The sequence below is a fragment of the Staphylococcus felis genome, from assembly GCF_003012915.1.
Lineage (GTDB): Bacteria > Bacillota > Bacilli > Staphylococcales > Staphylococcaceae > Staphylococcus > Staphylococcus felis.
Genome location: NZ_CP027770.1, coordinates 571,476 through 593,663 on the forward strand (window position 1 = coordinate 571,476; position 22,188 = coordinate 593,663).

The 22,188-nt window shown below is 33.9% G+C and carries 24 protein-coding genes and 2 pseudogenes; 8 read left to right on the plus strand and 18 right to left on the minus strand.

The window, feature by feature from the left end; genetic code table 11:
* Positions 1 to 756: a cyclase family protein gene (locus C7J90_RS02815; RefSeq protein WP_103209807.1), complete on the plus strand. Its 756-nt coding sequence runs from the start codon at positions 1 to 3 to the stop codon at positions 754 to 756.
* A gap of 489 nt (positions 757 to 1,245) precedes the next feature.
* Positions 1,246 to 1,614 carry a hypothetical protein gene (locus tag C7J90_RS02820; RefSeq protein WP_103207495.1) on the plus strand — a complete coding sequence of 123 codons (369 nt, stop codon included), beginning with the start codon at positions 1,246 to 1,248 and terminating at the stop codon, positions 1,612 to 1,614.
* Between the two features lie 364 nt (positions 1,615 to 1,978).
* Here the strand turns inward: C7J90_RS02820 and C7J90_RS02825 are convergent, their stop codons facing one another.
* From C7J90_RS02825 to C7J90_RS02860, 8 genes and pseudogenes are all read right to left on the minus strand, one after another.
* Entirely contained in the window at positions 1,979 to 2,812 is an 834-nt protein-coding gene (locus C7J90_RS02825; protein WP_103207496.1) for an urease accessory protein UreD, read from the minus strand.
* Positions 2,812 to 3,423, minus strand: coding sequence for an urease accessory protein UreG (gene ureG / locus C7J90_RS02830; protein ID WP_103207497.1), 612 nt, complete (start codon positions 3,421 to 3,423; stop codon positions 2,812 to 2,814). The genes C7J90_RS02825 and ureG overlap by 1 nt, the downstream gene beginning before the upstream one ends.
* A 12-nt stretch (positions 3,424 to 3,435) precedes the next feature.
* On the minus strand, positions 3,436 to 4,125 hold the full coding sequence (locus C7J90_RS02835) for an urease accessory protein UreF (protein WP_103207499.1): 690 nt from the start codon (positions 4,123 to 4,125) through the stop codon (positions 3,436 to 3,438).
* Positions 4,118 to 4,573, minus strand: a complete 456-nt coding sequence (ureE, locus tag C7J90_RS02840; RefSeq protein ID WP_103207500.1) for an urease accessory protein UreE — start codon at positions 4,571 to 4,573, stop codon at positions 4,118 to 4,120. The genes C7J90_RS02835 and ureE overlap by 8 nt, the downstream gene beginning before the upstream one ends.
* A 112-nt stretch (positions 4,574 to 4,685) precedes the next feature.
* Positions 4,686 to 4,889, minus strand: a complete 204-nt coding sequence (locus C7J90_RS02845) for a hypothetical protein (protein WP_410049433.1) — start codon at positions 4,887 to 4,889, stop codon at positions 4,686 to 4,688.
* Positions 4,890 to 4,894: 5 nt separating this feature from the next.
* A pseudogene (locus C7J90_RS12295) lies at positions 4,895 to 5,293 on the minus strand (urease subunit alpha); the annotation flags it as partial.
* Between the two features lie 503 nt (positions 5,294 to 5,796).
* On the minus strand, positions 5,797 to 7,248 hold the full coding sequence (locus tag C7J90_RS02855; protein ID WP_103207505.1) for a carbon starvation CstA family protein: 1,452 nt from the start codon (positions 7,246 to 7,248) through the stop codon (positions 5,797 to 5,799).
* A 138-nt stretch (positions 7,249 to 7,386) separates the two neighbouring features.
* Positions 7,387 to 7,602, minus strand: a pseudogene (locus C7J90_RS02860) (transposase); the annotation flags it as partial.
* 28 nt (positions 7,603 to 7,630) lie between these two features.
* Here C7J90_RS02860 and C7J90_RS02865 point away from each other — a divergent pair.
* The 6 genes from C7J90_RS02865 (at position 7,631) to C7J90_RS02900 (ending at position 12,170) form a co-directional block, all read left to right on the plus strand.
* Positions 7,631 to 7,948, plus strand: coding sequence for an SdpA family antimicrobial peptide system protein (locus C7J90_RS02865; RefSeq protein WP_103207507.1), 318 nt, complete (start codon positions 7,631 to 7,633; stop codon positions 7,946 to 7,948).
* An 847-nt stretch (positions 7,949 to 8,795) separates the two neighbouring features.
* On the plus strand, positions 8,796 to 9,131 hold the full coding sequence (locus tag C7J90_RS02880) for an SdpI family protein (RefSeq protein WP_103207512.1): 336 nt from the start codon (positions 8,796 to 8,798) through the stop codon (positions 9,129 to 9,131).
* A gap of 450 nt (positions 9,132 to 9,581) precedes the next feature.
* Entirely contained in the window at positions 9,582 to 10,088 is a 507-nt protein-coding gene (locus tag C7J90_RS02885; protein WP_240622307.1) for a CPBP family intramembrane glutamic endopeptidase, read from the plus strand.
* A 253-nt stretch (positions 10,089 to 10,341) separates the two neighbouring features.
* Entirely contained in the window at positions 10,342 to 11,223 is an 882-nt protein-coding gene (locus C7J90_RS02890) for an ABC transporter ATP-binding protein (protein WP_106465079.1), read from the plus strand.
* A gap of 1 nt (position 11,224) precedes the next feature.
* Positions 11,225 to 11,980: a hypothetical protein gene (locus C7J90_RS02895; protein ID WP_103210790.1), complete on the plus strand. Its 756-nt coding sequence runs from the start codon at positions 11,225 to 11,227 to the stop codon at positions 11,978 to 11,980.
* A gap of 13 nt (positions 11,981 to 11,993) precedes the next feature.
* Positions 11,994 to 12,170 carry a VraH family peptide resistance protein gene (locus C7J90_RS02900; RefSeq protein WP_142380744.1) on the plus strand — a complete coding sequence of 59 codons (177 nt, stop codon included), beginning with the start codon at positions 11,994 to 11,996 and terminating at the stop codon, positions 12,168 to 12,170.
* A gap of 452 nt (positions 12,171 to 12,622) precedes the next feature.
* On the opposite strand, the gene nagA is transcribed toward C7J90_RS02900, so the two are convergent.
* Genes nagA through C7J90_RS02950 form a run of 10 tightly spaced genes read right to left on the minus strand, consistent with a single transcriptional unit; the run spans position 12,623 to position 22,051 of the window.
* The gene (nagA, locus tag C7J90_RS02905) at positions 12,623 to 13,774 is read right to left on the minus strand and encodes an N-acetylglucosamine-6-phosphate deacetylase (RefSeq protein ID WP_103209047.1); all 1,152 of its coding nucleotides are present in this window, start codon (positions 13,772 to 13,774) and stop codon (positions 12,623 to 12,625) included.
* 31 nt (positions 13,775 to 13,805) lie between these two features.
* Entirely contained in the window at positions 13,806 to 14,204 is a 399-nt protein-coding gene (locus C7J90_RS02910; protein ID WP_103209046.1) for a PTS sugar transporter subunit IIA, read from the minus strand.
* A 15-nt stretch (positions 14,205 to 14,219) separates the two neighbouring features.
* Positions 14,220 to 15,119 (minus strand): PTS system mannose/fructose/sorbose family transporter subunit IID, encoded by a 900-nt coding sequence (locus C7J90_RS02915; protein WP_103209044.1) that lies wholly within the window; start codon positions 15,117 to 15,119, stop codon positions 14,220 to 14,222.
* Positions 15,106 to 16,008 carry a PTS mannose/fructose/sorbose/N-acetylgalactosamine transporter subunit IIC gene (locus C7J90_RS02920; RefSeq protein ID WP_103209043.1) on the minus strand — a complete coding sequence of 301 codons (903 nt, stop codon included), beginning with the start codon at positions 16,006 to 16,008 and terminating at the stop codon, positions 15,106 to 15,108. Before C7J90_RS02920 ends, C7J90_RS02915 begins: the two co-directional genes overlap by 14 nt.
* A 17-nt stretch (positions 16,009 to 16,025) precedes the next feature.
* The gene (locus tag C7J90_RS02925) at positions 16,026 to 16,505 is read right to left on the minus strand and encodes a PTS sugar transporter subunit IIB (RefSeq protein ID WP_103209041.1); all 480 of its coding nucleotides are present in this window, start codon (positions 16,503 to 16,505) and stop codon (positions 16,026 to 16,028) included.
* Positions 16,506 to 16,523: 18 nt separating this feature from the next.
* Positions 16,524 to 18,290 (minus strand): glycoside hydrolase family 35 protein, encoded by a 1,767-nt coding sequence (locus tag C7J90_RS02930; RefSeq protein ID WP_103209040.1) that lies wholly within the window; start codon positions 18,288 to 18,290, stop codon positions 16,524 to 16,526.
* A 20-nt stretch (positions 18,291 to 18,310) separates the two neighbouring features.
* Entirely contained in the window at positions 18,311 to 19,252 is a 942-nt protein-coding gene (locus C7J90_RS02935) for a tagatose 1,6-diphosphate aldolase (RefSeq protein ID WP_103209038.1), read from the minus strand.
* Positions 19,253 to 20,185 carry a 1-phosphofructokinase family hexose kinase gene (locus tag C7J90_RS02940; protein ID WP_103209037.1) on the minus strand — a complete coding sequence of 311 codons (933 nt, stop codon included), beginning with the start codon at positions 20,183 to 20,185 and terminating at the stop codon, positions 19,253 to 19,255.
* A 12-nt stretch (positions 20,186 to 20,197) separates the two neighbouring features.
* On the minus strand, positions 20,198 to 21,316 hold the full coding sequence (locus C7J90_RS02945; protein WP_103209035.1) for an SIS domain-containing protein: 1,119 nt from the start codon (positions 21,314 to 21,316) through the stop codon (positions 20,198 to 20,200).
* Between the two features lie 21 nt (positions 21,317 to 21,337).
* A complete protein-coding gene (locus tag C7J90_RS02950; RefSeq protein WP_103209034.1) occupies positions 21,338 to 22,051 on the minus strand; it encodes a GntR family transcriptional regulator in 714 nt (237 codons plus the stop codon).
* Between the last annotated feature and the right edge of the window lie 137 nt (positions 22,052 to 22,188).

Consider the following 22,188-nt stretch of genomic DNA (forward strand, 5'->3'; position numbering starts at 1 on the left):
ATGTCATACCCACTTTGGGATCAACTTGCTTCACTCAAAAAATTACGTTGGGTTGACTTAACACATACCTTCAATGCACAGTCCCCACATTTTAGTGCATTTGAAGGTGCACAAGTTAAGACACCCTTCACTGTTCAAAAAGATGGTTTTTTCGTTCAAGAATGGTCTTTTGTAACACAATACGGAACACATATCGACGCACCTATACATTTTGTAGAAAATCAGCGGTACTTACATGAGCTCGAACTACAAGAACTTGTCTTACCTTTAATCGTTCTTGATTTTTCTCAAGAAGTCGCGCAAAATTCAGATTTTATCTTAACACGCGAACATCTCATTGAATGGGAATCACAACATGGCACTATTGAAGCAGATACATTTGTCGCTTTTCGAAGTGATTGGTCTAAACGATGGCCTGATCACGATGCCTTCGAAAATAAAGACCAAAATGGCCAACAGCATCTCCCTGGCTGGTCATTAGAAGCTATACAATTTTTAGTTGAAGAACGGTATGTCGCTGCAATCGGGCATGAAACATTCGATACTGATGCTTCAATCGATATCGCTAAAAATGGCGACATCGTTGGAGAACGGTATATTTTAGGCCAAGACCGCTACCAAATTGAATTACTCAACAACTTAGATCAACTTCCAAGTCGAGGCGCCATTATTTATAATATTTCACCGAAACCCGATAACGCACCCGGATTTCCAGTCAGAAGTTTTGCAATTGTACCTGATATAGATTCACCATAAAACTTTTCTCAAACAAGACATCCCCCGTACTATGTCACATAGGTAGTACAGGGGATTTTTCTCTTTAATATATTATTTATAGGTTCTATAATAAATCGGACTGTTGTATAAATAATTTCATTTATTTGATTGTTCCATAAAGCCTCGCTTTTCTAGGCGCCTCACCTCAACTCATTTTAAGATTGAACTTATCCAATCTTAAAATGGATTTTCGGTTACGGCAAGATGCCTCAGAAGTCTCGGCTTAGGAAACAATCAAATATGCTATATTTATTCACACCCCTAAGTTATAAAATATGTTTTACCAACTCAATTTTACTGATTTATGTTGTATTAAAAGAGGCATTAATGTTCAAGACTTTATGATCACACAACGAAAAAGGCGTTAAGCAATCCATTATTGCATAACGCCTTAATTTAATGCGACCAGTCTATTTATAATAATCCTTTGGTATACTATCAATCATGATATTCAAAAGGAGCGTTACGATGAAAAAACTTTTCAAATCATTATTATGGCTACTTGCACTTCTACCTCTCGAGTTTATCGCTTTAGCTACAGATTATTACATGCATACTATGCTAGGCTATGTCCCATTTGTCATTGTTGCTATCATCATTGGCTTTTCAATTGATAAGTCCGGGCTCGCAAACAATTGGTATCTTTTGCTCAGTCGATTCATTGGCATAGGTTTATCTTGGTTATGCATACAATGCTTTATTAATATTGACGCTTCCGACGCCTATTTTAAACCATTACCAGTCGAGAGTTTGTCATTATTACTAGGGCTCATTTGGTTTATCACGCTAGCTATAAGTTATTGGTTCATACATGAGTTAAACTCCCGTCATCAATAAAAAGTACGTACAATAACTAGTCAGAACTTAAAATAAATAATACAAAAAAAGTAAAGGGTACCAATTCAAAGCTTCGAATGAGTATCGTATTATGCCCCGTGATTTCGGGTAACATGAAGGCAATCAATGCAGTAAAAATAAGCAAAATAAGGTACACTTTTCTCTTTACACTCATATCAATAGCCCTCCAATTAAACGCGTATAATCTCGGAATTGTAACACTATTTGACCGTTTTGACTCATTGGCACGTGCTCTAAAATTCACGTTTTACTATAACATTGATTGCGTCATATGTTTAATTAAAAGTCGGTAACCTACATTGATTTATAAAAAATCGTCTCCCTGTTCTGAGAGACGATTTTTCTAATATTTTCTTAAAAATTGTGCATCTTCTTCGTGATCGTTTTTCATTACAAATTGATGAACAGTATCAATTACTTTTTTGATACTATCTGTTGAATGCGCTAAAATACGGAATGTTAAACCGTGTGTAGGGAGTAATGTGACGCCGATACGACACGTTTCATTGATTAATGGCTGAATCACTTCTTGTACCGCTTCAACGGTTTTTTGATTGACTCCAGGACTAATATAAAAACATGAAGCCATATGGGTAAATCCTTCCATATATCCCATTTCAGCAATTTCATTTTTCTTTGTATCAAGTTTTAAGTTATCAAATACAACTAATTCACCATCGACATAAATTTCATTAAACAAATGTAGATAATCGTATCTAAATGGTCGGCCTTTTTCGTCATAACCTGGTGTCAAAATATCCGTGTAAAACATAGATGCTGTTGATTTTAAGTTAAACCGATTATGTTGAAAAAATCTCGCATTAGTATATCCGATAATCGGATCACTTATAAACTCCATAAATGAGTGATCATCGAGATTGATTGTTTGATACTGCTCAACCTTGTCATTCAATGTTTTGAAAACAATGGTCGCACCTTGTGTCGTTAATATCGCATGTGCATGAGGTTCGTAAGTAATTTCCGTTCGATAGCGGTCGCCATCGACATATCCACCGCCTAAGTTAATTAAAAACATCGTCGGATGTGGACTTCCATTTAAATAAGTAGGACGCATGACTTTGAGCCCACCTTGAAAGTATGTTTTACCATTCACGGTGCGGTCGCCGTCATGCTTAAATGTGAGATCTAACTCACCTGTCCATTCTGATATGGCCATTATTCAAGTCCTTCAAAAAAGATATCTTTACGAATCCATTCAATGACATCATCTAGACCATCGTCTGTTTTTAAGTTCGTAAATGCAAATGGGCGATCTTTACGGAAAATCTTTGTATCTTCAGCCATACGTTCAAGTGACGCACCTACATGCGGTGCAAGATCTGTTTTATTAATGACAAAGTAGTCAGACTTGATCATACCTTGACCACCTTTACGTGGGATCTTTTCACCTTGGGCAACATCGATAATGTAAATTGAAAAATCAACGAGCTCTGGACTAAAGGTTGCTGCTAAATTATCGCCCCCTGACTCAATGAAAATCAATTCAATATCGTGATGACGCTCCATTAATTCATCAATTGCTGCAAAATTCATTGATGCATCTTCACGTATTGCTGTGTGTGGACATCCTCCAGTTTCCACACCAATAATACGGTCTTCTGGTAAAACACCTGTTTCAACGAGTATTTTTTGGTCCTCTTTTGTATAAATATCATTTGTAATAACGCCAATACTTTTATCTTTAGATAGACGTTTTACGATTTTTTCAATTAATTGCGTTTTACCTGCACCTACAGGACCACCAACACCAATTTTGATGGGTTTCATATCGCATTCCTCCTAAGAAATAAAAATACGTACATTCACATTTTCATGTTCAAGTTGATTCATTTCGATACCTGGTGCTGTCAAACCAAAATCTGATTCTTCAAGTTGCATGACCATTTCACGTGTTGTCGTAATATACGGAATCATTTCGGCAACTATTTTTTGACCTTCTGTTTGGCCTAATGGTATAGCGCGCACAGCATTTTGCGTTAAGCTCGAAACATTTTGATAATAATAGTAATCTATTGTCTCTTCAATGCTTAACCCTAAATGATGTCCGAGTATCGCAAAAACTACTGCCGGATGCGTACGTATCGCATAATCGGACATTTTGTCATAATACCAATCGAGCCACGCATCATCATACAATGTGTGTGCAAGACTTATCATACGCTTTCCCATTTGTTTTGTCCCGTTTCGTGTTTCTCTTGGGATATTTTGCACAAATAATAACTGATCTAAACGTTCTATTGCTTCGGGTTGATGATCCTGTATTGCTTGATATGTCATGCGCATCGCAAGACCATCTGTATACGTAAGTTGTTCTGTTAAAAAGACCTCTAACCATTTTTTAAATGATGTACCATCATGGACATCACCACGTTGAATATATGTTTCCAGTCCAAATGAATGACTAAATGCTCCTGTCGGAAATTGTGAATCACAGAACTGAAATAGTTTAAGATAGGCTTGATCAATCATGAGAGTGTCCTATATGTTTGAATGCTTGATTCACTTTACGATCTTCACGCTCGTAAGGTATGCCAAGGTCCTTAAGCAAATCTTCAACGAGATAGTCGTATTGGACGAGCATTTCATTTTCATCTGTAAATTGCGCAGGTAAATGACGATTACCTAATTGATGCGCAATATCTCCCATTTCTTTGATTGTACGTGGTTTGATGGCGATAATATCTTCTGAATTAACATCTATAATAATCATATTGTGATCATCACGATACAAAATATCTCCATACTGTAAATCAATAGGCTGATTTAAACGAATACCAATTTCTGTACCATGGTCTGACTTAACGCGTTGAATACGTTTAACCAAATCAGAGTTCTCTAAATAAACTTTTTCGATATGCACATTCTTTTCGTCTTGCGATAAATTCGCTATATTGCCTTGAATTTCCTCTACTATCATCTCACTCATCTCCTAAAATAAGAAATAACGTTGAGCTAATGGCAATTCAGTAGCCACCTCACCCTTAAGGGCTTCACCGTCTATCATCACATCATAAGTTCGAGGATCCACTTCAATTTTTGGCATTGTATCGTTGTTTTTCATATCTTTTAGTAAGATTACGAATTCCCTGTACTGGACATACGAGGCATTTCACCCCTAATGTACGTTGGATATCTTTGTCGTAAGCATGCTTTGATACGAAAGTAAACGAAGTACGTTGTTGATTCGTGCTATATTGACCATACATTAAACGATAATTCATTGGTTCTGACATTGGGATTGAGCCATTAATGCGGTATGGTTTAATGCATGCCCTTTGCTTGAAACTCAACATTCACTAATAACTCCTCTACTACTTCCAACATACGGCGGATATACCACTTTCAATTGCCACTTGCACTTGTTCAGGGTTAATAGCGTATCGATTCCGCCAGCTGTAGCGATACGACCTTCACCAGAAATCACGTCAGTCTCTACATCGATCATAAAGTCAATATCGTCCATCATATCTAGATTTCCAGTCCACTAATACCGACAATATATTTATTTTTTACACTAATATCCCCTTTTACAACTTTATCATAATCAATGACTCATGCGTTAGCGATTAAGAAGGTCATCACGAGTCGCATTAGGATTCTGATTCATCTCATCTCGAATTGATTGACCGCCACCATAATGTTGATTCGTTACCTAACCTATTTTCTAATCACTTGTATTTACAATTATTTTTCAAGATAGGGTTGTGAATATTAATTTTATATACCTGCAGCATTATTAATACATAATTCATTAATTCCATTAAGATTTAGAGAAACAAATAATATATTTTCTGACGTTGATTTTACTTTGACTAATATAAAATATAAGCCCTATTTTTTAATGTTTTTTTCTTGAATATACTCAAATTCTTAATTTGACTATTTGAATAAATACCCTTGTTATAACCGAAAAAATAACAACTATTATCAATATTATTGATAATGTAAGGATAGTTCTATTGCTACAGATAATCCCAAACTTGATAATTTTCATTTAATGCGTAATCCACCTTCTTCAATAACACAAAAATCAAAACAACTGAAAAAATGTATCTTGACTCATACTAACTCAATAGTTAAGCACTAAAGCTTTAAGAGATTGCTTAATGATGCTCCAAAACTTTAGTGCTTAGCTTAACGTTATATTGACATTTTCATTTTAACAGGGTGATCAAGTTGGAAATGTTCACCTGCAATATGTTTCTGATACTGGTAGTAGAAATAGGCTATCCATAATAGTGTCAGTCCAACAGCTAAAAAGTAGCTTATATTTAAATCTATCCCAAATCCAATAGGTTGACTCAAAATATAAGTGGATAAATTCCACGTCATAAATGTAGCTGGAACCATCGCGACCCAATAATTTTTCTTAGCTATCATAAGGTACATCGCTCCAACCCACAATGCAACTGCTGCTGTCGTTTGATTAGCCCAAGAAAAATAGCGCCATAAAATAGTAAAATCAATGCGAGTAAGTATGAAACTTATTACAAATAATGGGATTGCAACTAAAAAGCGCTTACTGATAGCGCGCTGGCCTAAATGAATATAATCTGCAATAATCATACGTGCACTTCTAAACGATGTGTCACCACTTGTAATAGGTAAAACAATCACACCTAATACAGCAAGTGTCCCGAATACTGAACCAAGCAGCATTGTCGACACTTCACTCACGACAAGTGCCGCTTCTCCTCGAGCTAACACTTCTTGCAACCCGCCATAACTTCCAAATAAACTCATCGCTGCAGCTGCCCAAATCATCGCAATGATTCCCTCTGCAATCATCATACCGTAAAAGATAATACGCGCATTACTTTCATTATTTGTTGTGCGCGAAATAATTGGTGATTGCGTCGCATGAAATCCTGATAATGCACCACAAGTAATCGTGAAAAATAGAAGTGGAAAAATAGGTGCCCCATCCGGATGCATATTGGATAATGTTAATTCTGGAATTGGTGCGCCTGTTTGAATCAAACGAAAACCGACACCTATTGCACTTATTACAAGTAATGCCCCAAATATCGGATAAATTCGCCCGATTATTTTATCAATCGGTAAAACTGTCGATAACATATAATAAACAAATATAACAAAAATGATAACGCCTAGAGCAATTCGACCGTCCATTAAATGATGTAACAATAGCGCTGGACTTGTCACAAAGACTGTCCCTGTTAAAAGCAGTAATAATAAAGTAAAAATATTAACAACATGTTTCATAACTTGACCTAAAAATTTTCCAGCTAGTTCTGGCAAATGTGCTCCTTTGTTACGAATTGAAATCATGCCTGTTAAATAGTCATGGACTGCACCTGCAAAGATACACCCAAAAACAATCCATAAAAATGCTACAGGACCATATAAAGCACCCATAATCGGCCCAAAAATAGGACCAACACCTGCAATATTTAATAATTGAATAAGTGAATTCGATGATGTCTTCATTGGTACAAAATCAACATTATCTCTTTGATCGTATGCTGGCGTTGGTCGTTTCTCTTTCGGCCCAAACATTTTGTCAATATATTTACCGTACGTAAAATAACCCGCTACTAATAAAATAATCGATATGATAAAAGTAACCATAAACATCCCCCCTAAGTTTAAAACATCCCCATGTTTTGTAAGCGTTTTCTTAATTCTACACCATTTTTCGAAAGTTCACAATATTGACACAAAATTATTCTAGATTCTTATTTAAGTCAATTGCTACTTTAATAAACATTAAAAAAAGGCTCTATAATAAATCGGACTGGTCAAGGAGTTAGGCAATCTTGGAATGTTTAACTTCTTTTTCACTGTGGAAGCGTAGAGCCTTGAACATAAAATGATTCGATTACGCAAATAATTGTAATTTCTATAACCAAAAGAGACGCGTTTAATAAGTTTGATTTTATTGTTTATACCTTCTATTATTGGGCCATTTGTAAAGTCTTTATAAGCTTATGTACTTAATTATAATCAAAATATCAATTTGCCTAATTTCCAATCCAAAAATTTATGGGGATTAAAAAGAACAGGTCGTGCTCAAGCAATAGACCTGGAAAGACTAGATGCTCAAATAAAAAAGAATCAATGGTATACAGTAAAACACGAAAAAGAAATTCCGGAAAAAGTTAATTCTATAAAAAATCCTTACAGAGCTAAAAAGGACAATAAATTCAAAAATATTAAACCAGGAGAGTATATAATAATCAAAAAAGAACCGATTTCTTGGTACTTTAGAGAGTTTAAAGAAACCACTTCACAAAATATTAAAATAACAAAGGTTGTTATACATGACTAAGAATTTTGATTTTCAACAGAGAGCATATATCCTAAGTAGAAGTTTACTATTAATATCAACCCTTTTAGTACTAATATTTAATAACACTAATGTCATGATGAGCTATAATAAAGAACAATTAAATTGTACAAATCTACCAATTCCAACGACATTTTGCATAGCAGATCAAATCAATATAAGTTATAAATTAATGCGTTTAATAATGATTATTATATTATTCATAGCCCTATTAGGGTTTATCCCACCATTAACAGGAATTCTCCATTGGTACATATGTTACAGCATCCAACAAAATTTTTTACCAGTAGATGGTGGCAATCAAATAGCAATGGTTATCACTTTCTTACTAATACCTATAACATTACTAGACTTCAGAATAAATTATTTCTTATCTAAAAAAGGAAACTTAAATAAATACACACAAAATATAACTTGGAGTTTCATGATACTAATAAAAATACAAGTTTTGCTAATATATAAATGCCGCTATAGAACGACTAAAAAAACATAGAATGGGCAGACGGAACTGCTTTATACTATTTTTTTGGAGATTCAGTCTTTGGTATACCTAAATGGGAATATCAAATGACTAATTTTATTTGGGAAAGTAATCTAGTTATACCAATTACACGGTCAGTAACATCTTTAGAATTTTTCTTAGCCTTTAATATAATACCTAATATAAAAACCAATAAAATCGCCTTAATAACAGGTATCATATTTCACTTACTAATCGGATTAACTATCGGTATCTGGACTTTTGCTATAGTCATGATAGCTTGTTTAATACTATACTTAAGTCCAAGTATAAATCCTTTTATACAAAGAAAGGAGAACATGAACAAGAATGATATTATTTCAGAGTAGCCTTTTTTTATTTCTTTTAGGTAACTTATTTCAAAATTTGCCACCCCAAAAAATTAATTCGTACTTCGGATTTCGAACAAAAAAGTCAATGAAAAACCAAAAAAATTGGGAAATATCACAAAGAGAAATTGCAATACAACTAAAAAAAATATTTTCCTACACATGCTTATATTCAACATCTTTACTAATACTAGATATATTCCTAATAATTCTAAATAAAGACACAATATTAACCTTTTCGATTATAAGTCAAGGAATAATATTAAGTGTTCTCTTACTAAAAGCATATATAAAAACAAATAAAAAGCTCAACTAAATGATACAGATTTTTAAACAAACTAAAATTCGTGAACACTAAATATTAAAGATATAGATGTGGAAGGTAGTGTATACTCATGTTTTAAAACATATTTATTCAAAAAACTTAATATATTAACTATTTTTAACAAATTTATAAAAATGTATTAAAACCCCTCTTAAATTTGGTAAAATAAGATTGTACCAAATAATATCACAAGGCATAACAATGGACTTTTTATTGAAATTATTCAGTTTAAATGAAGTGAATCTTGGTATTGTAAAATACAAATACAAAGGTAAAAGACACGAATGGTAATAATAATGGCTGGTTCTTAAGAGCCAGTCATTATTACTATTTCAAAGTGAGGATACATATATAGATGTTTTAAGAGATAATAGATATTCTAAACTAGAAATTATTTTTCTCTGTATAGGACTTACCATTTTAGCAACCTTCATTTTAAATATGGGTAGTTTGATTATTATATTACTGCCAGATGTTAGTATTAATAACTTACAAATTATTGGGTTAGGTATCTCAATGATAGTCGGCTTTATATTAACCCCTACGATCCTTTTACATAGACTTATAGGTTTCAACTATAGTGTTATTTATATGTTTAGTATGAAGCGATTTCTTATATATAGTAATGATTTTTACAATATTACTATTTTTTCCATAAAAACAGAAGATATAATACATCCTTTTATTGTCGCTACTTGTGAAGAGTTTTTATTTAGGGGAATATTTTTTAGTTTATTATTATGTAAGTTTTCTAAGTTTAAAGCAATTTTAATAGGGTCATTAATTTTTTCTTTGTTGTTGCATCTAAATGGAAATTTTATAGAAAATTTTGTCATAAAGTTTCCTGCAAGTATTATTTTATATTTAATTAGAGATAAGTTAGGTTTACAAGAATCAATAGTAGTACATTGGTTATATAATTTATTTATCACAAAAATTTCAAGTTAGGAGACTGCTGTATGTCTAAAAAGTATGCTTTTATATTATTAAGTAATATAATAATCTTTTTATAGGTATCCTTTTAAATACATCTATGTCACTACTAACGTTTATTGTAATAGCATACTTAATGCCTATAATTGTTAATAATATTATTAACTTAACTATGGATAAAACATAGAAATAAATTCAGGTTTAGCTAATATAGAACAATTGATATTTGTATTTTTATTAAGTTTATTTACTAGAAAGAGGGACTCCGATGTTAGAAATCAAAGAGTTAAGTAAAAAATTTAAAAATAATGAAAAATATTCACTCAAAAATGTAAGTTTTCAAGTAAATCAAGGAGAAATAGTGGGGCTTATAGGTAAAAATGGTGCTGGAAAAACTACATTGATGAAACTTATAGCCAAGGCAATTAAGCCTACTGATGGTAATATATTAATTAATCAAAAAAGTATATTAAAATCACCTAATTCTTTAAATGACTTTGGTTTTATGATTGAAGGATCGTTATTTAATCATTTAAATGCTATTGAACATTTGAAATTTTTCATCAGCTTAAATGGGAAAGCAAAACACAGAGAAAATATTGAAGATGTATTAAAACTTGTGGACTTATGGGAAAAACGTCATATTAATCCAAATAACTTTTCTTTCGGGATGAAACAACGGCTTTCTTTAGCTATTTGTTTAGTTACAGAACCTAAGATTCTCATTTTAGATGAACCTTTTGTAGGTCTAGACCCTAATGGTGTTGAAAAATTAATTGAAACATTAAAACAGTGGGTGCAAAAAAAAGATACAGCTATTATAATTTCTAGTCATCAATTAAGTGAGCTAGAAGAAATATGTAGTAGATTTTTATTCATTGATAATGGTGAATTAAGAGAAGATTTTGTATTAGATCAAAAAGATACAACTATTATAGAACTTAATAAAAGTTTTATTTTTACTACTGAATACAAAGAGAAGTATGAAAAATATATCAAGTTAACAGCGAAAAGTGAAATGATAGAAGTGTCCAATGATAAAGAAGTTTTAAATGATTTACTTTCAGATTTAATGAAAGAGTATCGAATTTTAAATTTGAAGGATAAAAAAGACTATATACAACAAAAATTCAAAGGAGAAAACAGATAATATGGTTAAATTTAAACCTATTTTTTTGAATCTACTTAAGATGAAAGGGTCATGGTTATATCTAGCTTTTGGTGTATTTCCATTGATACTTTTTATTGTCGCTTTTTTTAACACTAATTTTATGCAATTAAGCGGAGAAAAGCATTCATTAAGTTTTTTAGAATTCTTTTCTTCTGTATTTGTTATACAAAATAATGCTGTTATTCCACTAGTTATATTAACTTATATTATAGGATTAAATTTTTACTCTGAAAAAGTTAAAGGGCAGTTGTATTTTTACAAGGATCTTCCAAGAATGAAATTATTTAATAGCAAATTACTTTCTTTATTAGTGTTGTATTTCTTGTTTATAATTGTACTTTTTGTTAGTTCATTAATATTATATTATCTTCATATAAATAATATGGACTTATCTGCTCATCAATTTTTCCCTAACAATCAAAGTGATGTACAATATGTGTTTATTGAATTTTTTGGAACTTTTTTTGTTCAAATATTATGTATATTATTAGCCATTTTACTTTCTATTAGTTTACCTAATGGATATACTATTTTAGGTGTAATAGGTTTTTACATTCTTAGTTCAATTGCTCCATTTTTAAAATCATTAAAATTCGTTTTTCCTAATGGGTACCAAGAGAAACTTACAGACTATAATTTTGGTAGTATATTTTTTGTAATTACACTAATTTTTTTAGTTTATGCTGTCATTTTTTACGTAATAAGTTTATATAAATTTAATAAATTGGAATATTAAAGGTGGTATTATAATGAAATTCAAAAACTATATTATGAATGTTAAAGAGAATGTATTGAATATGAAAGTAGGATCAAAAAGTTTCTTTATAATGATTATTGCAATGATTATTTTAAGTATGATTTTTACACCTTTTATTGGAATTCCAGCTGGATTAATTATAGGTTCATATATTTATTCAAAATATTAAGGTTCTATAATAAATCGGACTGGTGGAATGAAAGAATTCATTCTACTAGTCCGATTTTCTTTAGGGATGCAAAAGAGCGCAATAATCTCTATTATTAAAAGTGACCAAACCATTAATAGAGGAGAGATTATGCGCCTATGCAACATTTTATATCAAACACACTAAATATTAAAGATAAATCGTTTTGAGGAGAGGGTTGATAAGAAAGCGTTTAAAGGAACGCTTAGTCTTTTTTACGCTGAAACGCCTATAGTCAATAAACATTCTTTTGTTTCGAATCATTTTATGTTCAAGGCTCTACGCTTTCACAGTGAAAAAAGAAGTTAAACAATCCAAGGTTGCCTAACTCCTTATTATAATATGACCAGTCCGATTTGACAGAGAGCCTAAAAAAATTGAGCGCTTACTAAAGTATGTATTTAAATACTCTAATAAGCGCTCAATGATATGATTTAAAACGTATGAATGTGTCCGTTTTTAATGGTATGTTTAACTTGAACTGCATCATCTACAATGACAAGATCTGCATTTTTACCAACTGCAATGCTTCCTCTCTCATGGTCAATACCTAATGCTTTCGCTTGATTCAAGCTTGTCACACGCCAAAGTGTGTCTAACGTATCACCTGTAAAATCGATAAGATTACGTAAACCGTCATTCATTTTTAAGATACTGCCTGCTAATGATCCCGTTTTGAGATGTGCTTCGTTATCTTTTACAATCACATCTTGTCCACCCAGTTCATATTGTCCTTCAGGCATTCCTTTTGCTCGCATCGCATCAGTAATTAAGTACATACCTGTATGTCCTTTTTGTTGATATGCGATTTGAACAGCTGTTGGATGAGAATGTACACCATCAACAATAACCTCTGTTTTGATATTAGGGTTGGACCATGCTGCCCCAAACATTCCTGGTTCACGATGCAAAAACGGTGTTCCTGCATTGTAAAGGTGCGTCACATGTTTCACGCCAATATCTGATGCATGATTGGCTTGATCAAATGTCACCTCAGAGTGGCCCATTGAGAAAATCATCTCATCTTTTAATGTTTGAATCGTTTCTTCTGCTCCTTCAACTTCTGGTGCAATAGTCACAATTTTGATTTGATGATTTGCTACCTTTTGAAAGTGCTGTAATTGTTTGATAGAAGGCCGTTGGATATATTTTGGGTTTTGAGCACCAATTTTATTTTCTGAAATAAATGGTCCTTCTAAATGTACCCCCACAATATCCGCTGATTGTGTACCATCTTGATTGTCTTGTACTTTGACAATATTTTCTAATGCGCTTTCGATGGCTTCATTAGACTGTGTCATTGTCGTTGCTAAAAATGATGTTGTCCCTTCAGACAATAGTTTTTTCGCTAGATTTTGCAATCCATCATACGATGCATCCATTGCATCTTCACCATAACCACCATGAATATGGATATCAATAAATCCTGGTAGTATATGTTGACCTTTAGCATCAACTGTCTCAAGCTCACCTTCATATGGTCCTTCTTCGACCGCTTTAATTTGACCCGCTTCTATAATGATATATCCTTCTGAAATAACGCCCGCTTCAGTATAAATCCTACCGTTTACGATTGCATAAGACATAATATACCTTCTTTTCTTAAGTTTAAATTACTTATTCATCATCGTCATCATCATTTGATAATAAGTCATTCACATTGATGATACCGTCTTTTGCTTTTTGCGCATAGTCTTCTGATTGACCAATCATTTTTGCGTTAATGTAACTAATAATCATTGGTAAGTTCATACCTGTATAAAGTTGGTAGTTCTCACCTTTCATAATAAGTTTAGATACTGTGTTTGCTGGTGTTCCACCTTGTAAGTCAGCAAATACAACAATATCATCACCTTCATCAACTAACGCTTTAAAGTTTTTCTCGAAATCTTCTTGGCCTTGCTCAGGTGTTAAAGCTACAGTATGAATATAATCTTGAGGCCCCAAAATCATTTCAACACTATCTTTAATACCTTCACAAAATGAACCGTGGCTCACTAAAATCAATTTTTCCATCCAAATTCATCCTTTTTAAATATTTGTAATAACACCTAATGCAGATAAAATGATAGATACAATAATCACTAAGAATATTGCACGTGTTGAGTTCATGTTTTTTCGACCGAGTAACCAATAAATTGCAAATACAATGATTAATGGTAACAAGCGTGGTAAAATCATGTTCGCATTATCTTGAATATTCACAGTTAAATCCCCGATTTTCGGTGCCCAAGCAAATTGAACACGTATCATTGTGGCAACGAGCGCACCTACCATGAATACCCCGAGCAATGTCGCTGCATTTGTTAACGCTTCCAAACGATGTTGCATCGTTGTAACAAGAGAAATCCCTTCTTTGTATGCAAACTTCAATTGTTTCCATCTAAATACGATAATCGCAAGCATTGCAATAAACCAAAGTAATGCACCAAATGGGTTACCATCTTGTGCCATGTTTGCAGCAATCGCACCAAATATTGTTGGGACTAATGATCCAAAAATGGCATCCCCAACTGCTGCGAATGGCCCCATGAGACCTACTTTAATCCCTTTAACAGATTCTTTTGCAGCAAATTGCTCTTTTTCTTCCATCGCAATATCGATACCCATAATAATCGTGTTAAAGAAGTTGCTTGTATTAAAGAATTGTGCATGGTTTTGCATCATTTCTTTAAGTTCTGGTGTATCATCACCATAAATTTTACGTAATTGCGGCAAGATCGTAAATAAATAACCTGAACCTTGCATACGCTCGTAGTTCCAACCCCACTGGAAGAAGAATAAACTTCTGATATTCATCTGTCTAAAGTCTTTATCAGTCAACTTATATGGTGTTGTTGGTCTTGTTCCAGTAAGTTGATCTGTATTACTCATGTTCTCAGTGTCAGCAGATTTGGATATATTGATATTATTTTGATCATAATTCGTCATCATCAATCTCTCCTTCATCATCAACATTTTGACCATCTTGACTATTCGATGATGTTGTCGATGCAGATTTTGGTGCAGATGAGCGTTTATATTCTAAACCTGCAAACGCAAAACCAATTGCAGCAATTGCAAGCATAGGTAATGATGAGAATGACATGCTAAATTTATCATCTAACCCAGATACAGCTGTTCCTAATCCTGACAATCCATCAAATAATGTCACCATAAGTGCAGTAATAATAAAACCTATAATGAAATATGGATAATGTTTTTTAAGTGGTAAGTAACGTAATAAAATTGCAAAACCGACTGCAGGTAAAACCGCCCCGGCAACAGTTAATCCGTCACCTAACCATTTTAAATCACCATTTAAGTAATCAACGATGTTTTTAACAACGCCACCACCAAATACAAGTGCTAAAAATACTGGAATCGCACGTGATAATGCCCAAGGAATTGCACCATACAAGAAGTTACGTTCAATACCTTTGTAATCCATTTTTTCGATTTTTGCATCAATACGATGTGCGAAAAATGTGTTTGTAAAACGTGCTAAAATGTCTGTTTGAATCATTAAACTTGCTACTGGTACTGCTAATGTTGCTAAAGCTTGTTGTGGGTTCATCCCTAATGCAACTGAGAATGCTACAGCTAAAACTGTCCCAGAGTTGGCATCAATACGCGATGCACCACCAAATGTTCCAACCCCAAGAATCGTTAATTGCATTCCACCACCGATAATTAAACCAGTTGTAATATCTCCCATGATTAAACCTGAGATAATCCCCGCAAATACAGGGTGTCCAAAAATGTTAAATTGCAAATCATCTAAAATTTGATAGCCTGCATAAATTGTTAATAATAGTATCTGCCACCACAAAATTTCCAAGGCAAACACCTCCTAATCTACTCTTTGATTAATGTCATAAAGTCTACAGCTTTGTCGTTTGGTACCATTTGCGAAATAATGTTTACACCTTGCTCTTTTAACTTCTGGAAGTTCTCGATATCTTCATCCATGACGTTAATTGAGTTTGTAATTGAGCGTGTTTCATTCGTTTGTGACATGTTACCTACATTCAATTCGTCAATTTTGACGCCTTGATTTACAAGTTCAACAAAGCGATCTGGACGTTTAGCAATAATCATTACACGTTGTGAATCGTATTTGCCATTTTTGATATTAGTTGCCGCTTTTTCGATAGGTAATACGCTCAACTTAATGCCTGCTGGTGTCGCAAGTTTAAGTGCTTGTTTGTCGATATCACTTTGTGCAACTTCATCATCAATAACCATAAAGCGACCAATATTTAATTTTGTTGCCCATAAGTTTGCAACTTGTCCGTGAATAAGTCTTCCGTCAATTCTATTTCCAATAATTGCCATTAAAAATCTCTCCCTTAATTAATTTGAAAATTGCGCCTCTTTCAATAAATCAATCGAGTCACTATATACACCTTCTGTATCAAAAACAATGATTTCATTTTGACCTTCTTTTAAGAATGCTTTTGGAATATAGAGTGATTGTGTAGGTCCAACATTCCAATAACGGCCAATGTTAAATCCATTGACTAATACGATTCCTTTGCCGAACTGACTCATATCGATATGCGTGTTATCTAGCGCTTCAAGATTAAATGTATACTTGTAAAACGCCGGTTGTTCCTCTGACCAACCCTTTTCAAAGTGGCTCTCTTTAAGTAGATCAAAATCAATATCAAACTGCTCCCAGTTTTGAACAAAATGTAAGTCTTGCATTAAACCTTGACCTAAACCTTTACGTTGTGTTGGTGCAAGTAATTTATAACCGTAGTTAACACGTCCCATATTCTCTACAAGAATATCAGCAGTCGCATCCCCTTCTAATGTCACTTCAAACTTATCACCAATTTCTTCTTGATAAGCTTGATACTTAAGTTTTTGATCGATAAAGAAATGTACACGATCCCTCGCATCTACAATACGAAAGTTTTCAGTAGCTGTTTCTTTTTTGATTGATGTGCGATACAGCATATAACCATATCCTGATCCAGCTTCTTCCATCGTTTGAGGATAAAAACTTGTTGTTTTATGAGAAATATCTTCTAATATTTCAAACAAACTCACCTTACCAGATAATGGTATAGATTTATGTTCCATAAACGTTTTGACTTTAGGTTCAAACTGTTCAATATCTGGTAGTGCTTCTTTTAACATCTTTTGTAAGGCAAAATATTTATCGTTTGGATTACCAGTTTCGTCTAGTGGTGCATGGTAATCATAAGATGTCACTTGAGGTAAGTCTTTCGTCCCTCTTGCCGAACAGCCATTCCAAAAACCAAAGTTTGTACCACCATGGAACATGTATAAGTTCACTGATCCAAGCGCAACGGCATCACGAACTTCATTCGCAAGGTCATCGCCATCACGTTTGATAATGTCTTCTCCCCAACGATTAAACCAGCCGTCCCAAAATTCCATACACATTAACGGCCAATCTTTACCATACTCTTGATGGAAGGCTTTCAAATTTTTAAAGTTCTCTTTCGTTCTTGAACCAAAGTTTCCTGTCGGTAGTACATTGTCCTCAATCATACTACCTGCACGTAAACATTGTGCCCAAGATCCATCTGAAGTGGCAAAAGGTACTGTAACGCCTTCATCTTCCATCATACGTTTGATTGCATTTAAGTACTCATGATCCTCACCAAATGATCCATATTCATTTTCGATTTGCATCATAATGATTGGACCACCGTTATCAATTTGTAATGGTGTTAAAATCTTGAATAACTCATGAAAATATGTGCGTACTTTTTCTAAATATTTAGGGTCTCTAGAACGAATTCGCATATTGCGATCATTTAAGAGCCATGCTGGTAATCCACCAAACTCCCACTCCGCACAAATAAATGGTGACGGTCTTACAATCGCATACAGCCCTAAATCTTGTGCAGTCTTTAAAAAGGTACCAACATCTTTATGTCCTTCAAAGTCAAATTGACCTTCAACTGTTTCATGAAAATTCCATGGCACATACGTTTCCACTGTATTAAACCCTAATGCTTTAAGATTGTACAATGAGTGATACCAATCCTCTTTAGGCATTCTAAAATAGTGAATGGCTCCAGATAATATTTTGATTGGCTTCTCATCTAGTAAAAAGTCTGACGCTATTTTAAATCGACTCATGACATGACCTCCTATACTCTTTATCGAATAGGTGTTGCCGTTTTTTGATTAACCTCGTTAAGTGCTTTGAGGTTTTGAAGTCCTTCGCTTTGTAACCATTCACGTGCTGCATTTTCTCCATCAGTGATTAAAGCTTCAGTCGCCCCTTTCCAAGTTGCACGTCCGCATAGTACACCATTGAATTTTGAACCATTTTCAGATGCAAATACAAGTGAATCATTGAATAATTGTGCTGTTACCCCTGCGCTCAAGTAAATGTATGGTAAGTTTGTTGAAGCCGCTTGTGCTTTGAATGCCTCAGCCGCTTCTTCTTGCGTCATTAACGCTTTTGATCCGAAACCTTCAACAAAGTTCATATTTACTGGGATTTCAACTTTTAAAGTATCAATTCCAAAACGCTCTTCACTGAACAATTTCATAGCTTCGTTGACTTTGTGTGGCTTTACCTTTGCGAATGCTTCACCTTTCTCGTCACCAATCTCATCATCATATGTTAAGATTTCTAACAAGAATGGTACATTTTCAGCTTTACACTCTGAGCCTACACGCTCAATCATGGCTTGTTTCTTTTGGTTGATTTCGTCTGATTCATCCACATCATAATAAAGTAAAAACTTTACTGCATCTGCACCTTGTTGTACTAATCGTTGAACACTTTGATTTTCAATGAGACGTGGCAAGCGACCAGCTTGTTCTTTGATATAACCTGTTTGTTCATATGATAAAATCAATCCAGAGTTCGCTGCGTTTGCTTTGGCTGCATCTAATCCAAATTCAGGGTCAACGAGAAAGCTTGAGCCTTCTGGTGTTAAAACTTCCGCAACGAGTTTTTTAAATAGTGATAAGTTTTCAGGTGTTCCTTGATCTCCTAAAAGTTTACGCATTGCGCCACGTTGATCAACTGCAACGGCTGCATAAATCCCATTATCATCTACTAACTTGCTTAAGTCTTTAATTGTCATTTATAATCGCTCCACTTCTACTTCTTTTTTTATCGTTTCAACTTGCTTCATATCAATGTGGCCAGTTTGTGTTTGTAAAGCATTAGACGTCCCGCATGCTAAAGCGAGTCTAATCATTGATTCAGGATTAAGCTTTTCGTGAACACCATATGCAATGCCCGCTACTGTTGAATCTCCCGAGCCGACAGGATTCACTATCTCTTTGCGAGGTATTGTTGCTCGGTATACCTCATCTTTCCACTTAATTACAGCGCCATCTCCACCTAATGTTAAAAATACATCTATATTTCTAAAAAATGGATGCGATTTTAACATCTTGACACATTCTTCAATTGAAAGATTCTTTTCATCAATTAAAGTTTCAAATTCAGATTGATTAGGTTTGATACAATGTACAGGCAATTGTTGTTCTAATAGTTCTTTTAGCTCTTTAGCATTCGTGTCAACAATGTTATAACTTTCTGTGTATAGCTCTAAAATGCGCTTCATATGAGCATATTTAGTTGTTTCATCTAAATGCGGAGAGCTACCACTAATGGTCGCAACAGTTATTTCACTGATATGACTCTTCGCCGTTTCAAGATAGGATTCTTGTTCTTGCTTTAAAATCGTTGGGCCTTGCTCCAAAACTTCTGTTTGCGAAACACCATCATTAATTGCAAGACTTTGGCGTGTTTCATCTTGAATGGATGTGAAGGCTGTTTTGATATTTTGACGTTCTAGTGCTTCTTTCATCCACTCACCATGGCTACCTCCGAGATAACCATACGCACAGTAATCGGCACCTAAAATATGCAAGACCTTTGTCACATTAATCCCTTTCCCACCTGGATTTTTGATCATATCCTTTACGCGATTAACGTCTCCTACTTTAATAGGTTCAATACTGTAAGTGATATCAACTGATGGGTTAAACGTATGTGTTGCTATCATATAGACCCACTCCTATTTTGCTGTTTCTACTGGATAAATTGTGACACCTTTAACGACTCGATTAATAAATCCATCTGGACTTGGATTATCCGGGTTCAGACCGAGTGCCACAGATTTTTTCGCAGCTAATAGTTGACCAAACATCAGATAAAGTAATGCTAACTCAAGGTCATTATGCGTTGATGCTTGTGGTAGAGTAACCGTATGCTCATTAGAACTGTCTTGACCATCGAGTACTAATACATGATATTTATCCTTCACTTGCTCCACTTCTGCAATAATATCCGCTTCATATTGTCGAATGTATTCATTATGACTGCGTAACATAATAAAAATCGAATCATCACTTAATCCAGCTTTAGGACCGTGTCTAAATCCTAGCGTCGTCTCACGAGCAATTTCAATTTGTCCTGCAGTTAATTCATTCAATTTCAAGCTCACTTCTTTTGTCAATTCACCGATAAGTCCAGTACCAACATAGAAAACTTTTGAAAATTCAAGTGCACTTGTTTGATCTGCTTGCGACTCAATCCATTCAAAACTATCACGGGCAATATCGAAAAATGACGTATTAAATGTACCACCAAATAAAATGTATGCCGCAAATAACATCGATGAAAAACTTGACGTCATTGCTAAAGATTTGTCATTCGTTTCTTCAGGTAACACAATCTTAAATACGTGATCATTCTCTTCAGAAAGACCTAAAAAGCCCTCTTTGTTGTTTGTAATATATAAGTGATATGCCTTATCAGTTAATTGATTCGCAATTTCAACTGTTGCTTTCGTTTCTGGGCTATTACCTGAACGTGCAAAAGATACGATTAAGTATGCTGTATCATCATTAATATACACTTCTGGATTTGTCACAAAGTGTGTCGTTGGTACAGATTCGAATTCAAATTCTGTTAATGCTTCTGTATTACGTGCCATACGCGCTACATCACCAACATAAGCACTAGATCCTGCACCTGTAAATAATACTTTTAAGCGTTTATCTGGATTTGTTTTAATTATATTTTTTACGAAATCTTCAAACGCTGAATATTTAGATTGAACAATCTCATATGTTCTTTTCCACATCTCTGGTTGTTGTTTTATCTCTTTATAAGTGTGTGTTTCTTTCAACACGATAATAACCTCCTCATATGATTACATTAACTTCACTGTATATTTATATTTATGACCGCTTGCAATACTTTGTGTGTACTCAACAATCACATCATCACAGTAACTGAAGCGCTCAATATACATACAACTCTCATCGACTTCACCATTTAAGAGCTTTGCACTATCTCGTGTCAGCTTGCTTGCCACTAAGTTCTCATAAGCATCTGTAATTTGAATATTGTAGTATTGATCCAACGTTTCGTACAAAGATACCTTATTAAAATCAAAGCGATCAATACCTTCACAATATCGCATTGGTAAGTAACTCACTTCATAAATCAATGGTTTGCTGTTCGATAGCCTTAAACGTTTAAGCTCATACACATATTGAAATGGTTTTAAATTCATTTTTTCTTGCAAAAATGGCGTGGATGATTTCAACTCGATACTAATCATTCGTGTACTCGCTTGATCACCATTTTTCTCAATCTCATCTTTAAAACTATATAGCTTATCAAGAAATTGAGTGTATTGACTTCCAAGAACAAAGGAGCCTTTCCCATGCTCTCTTTTGATAAGGTGATCCTTTTCAAGACGATATAGCGCTTCTCTTACAGTAATACGACTGACATTGAATGTTTCACAAAGCTTCCGTTCTGAAGGAAGTTTATCACCTTCCTGATAGTGTCCAGACTTAATATCATTGTGAAGGGACTCATAAATTTGAAAATACAGAGGCGTGTTTTCTATACTCATTTCTATTCACTCCCTGCTGGTTATAACCACTTACAGTATACATTCATCCTTTTGTTTTGTAAAGGCTTTCAGTGCATAATATTTTGTAGCCTTCAATATACTTATATTTATGCATCATCATATTACGCTTGATTTAA

What these genes read in the sequence shown, in the direction of transcription:
- C7J90_RS02815 (WP_103209807.1), top strand. Translation starts at nt 1, where the DNA reads ATGTCATACCCACTTTGGGATCAACTTGCTTCACTCAAAAAATTACGT.
- C7J90_RS02820 (WP_103207495.1), top strand. Translation starts at nt 1,246, where the DNA reads ATGAAAAAACTTTTCAAATCATTATTATGGCTACTTGCACTTCTACCT.
- C7J90_RS02825 (WP_103207496.1), bottom strand. Translation starts at nt 2,812, where the DNA reads ATGGCCATATCAGAATGGACAGGTGAGTTAGATCTCACATTTAAGCAT.
- ureG (WP_103207497.1), bottom strand. Translation starts at nt 3,423, where the DNA reads ATGAAACCCATCAAAATTGGTGTTGGTGGTCCTGTAGGTGCAGGTAAA.
- C7J90_RS02835 (WP_103207499.1), bottom strand. Translation starts at nt 4,125, where the DNA reads ATGATTGATCAAGCCTATCTTAAACTATTTCAGTTCTGTGATTCACAA.
- ureE (WP_103207500.1), bottom strand. Translation starts at nt 4,573, where the DNA reads ATGATAGTAGAGGAAATTCAAGGCAATATAGCGAATTTATCGCAAGAC.
- C7J90_RS02845 (WP_410049433.1), bottom strand. Translation starts at nt 4,889, where the DNA reads ATGTCAGAACCAATGAATTATCGTTTAATGTATGGTCAATATAGCACG.
- C7J90_RS02855 (WP_103207505.1), bottom strand. Translation starts at nt 7,248, where the DNA reads ATGGTTACTTTTATCATATCGATTATTTTATTAGTAGCGGGTTATTTT.
- C7J90_RS02880 (WP_103207512.1), top strand. Translation starts at nt 8,796, where the DNA reads ATGATATTATTTCAGAGTAGCCTTTTTTTATTTCTTTTAGGTAACTTA.
- C7J90_RS02885 (WP_240622307.1), top strand. Translation starts at nt 9,582, where the DNA reads ATGGGTAGTTTGATTATTATATTACTGCCAGATGTTAGTATTAATAAC.
- C7J90_RS02890 (WP_106465079.1), top strand. Translation starts at nt 10,342, where the DNA reads ATGTTAGAAATCAAAGAGTTAAGTAAAAAATTTAAAAATAATGAAAAA.
- C7J90_RS02895 (WP_103210790.1), top strand. Translation starts at nt 11,225, where the DNA reads ATGGTTAAATTTAAACCTATTTTTTTGAATCTACTTAAGATGAAAGGG.
- C7J90_RS02900 (WP_142380744.1), top strand. Translation starts at nt 11,994, where the DNA reads ATGAAATTCAAAAACTATATTATGAATGTTAAAGAGAATGTATTGAAT.
- nagA (WP_103209047.1), bottom strand. Translation starts at nt 13,774, where the DNA reads ATGTCTTATGCAATCGTAAACGGTAGGATTTATACTGAAGCGGGCGTT.
- C7J90_RS02910 (WP_103209046.1), bottom strand. Translation starts at nt 14,204, where the DNA reads ATGGAAAAATTGATTTTAGTGAGCCACGGTTCATTTTGTGAAGGTATT.
- C7J90_RS02915 (WP_103209044.1), bottom strand. Translation starts at nt 15,119, where the DNA reads ATGACGAATTATGATCAAAATAATATCAATATATCCAAATCTGCTGAC.
- C7J90_RS02925 (WP_103209041.1), bottom strand. Translation starts at nt 16,505, where the DNA reads ATGGCAATTATTGGAAATAGAATTGACGGAAGACTTATTCACGGACAA.
- C7J90_RS02930 (WP_103209040.1), bottom strand. Translation starts at nt 18,290, where the DNA reads ATGAGTCGATTTAAAATAGCGTCAGACTTTTTACTAGATGAGAAGCCA.
- C7J90_RS02935 (WP_103209038.1), bottom strand. Translation starts at nt 19,252, where the DNA reads ATGACAATTAAAGACTTAAGCAAGTTAGTAGATGATAATGGGATTTAT.
- C7J90_RS02940 (WP_103209037.1), bottom strand. Translation starts at nt 20,185, where the DNA reads ATGATAGCAACACATACGTTTAACCCATCAGTTGATATCACTTACAGT.
- C7J90_RS02950 (WP_103209034.1), bottom strand. Translation starts at nt 22,051, where the DNA reads ATGAGTATAGAAAACACGCCTCTGTATTTTCAAATTTATGAGTCCCTT.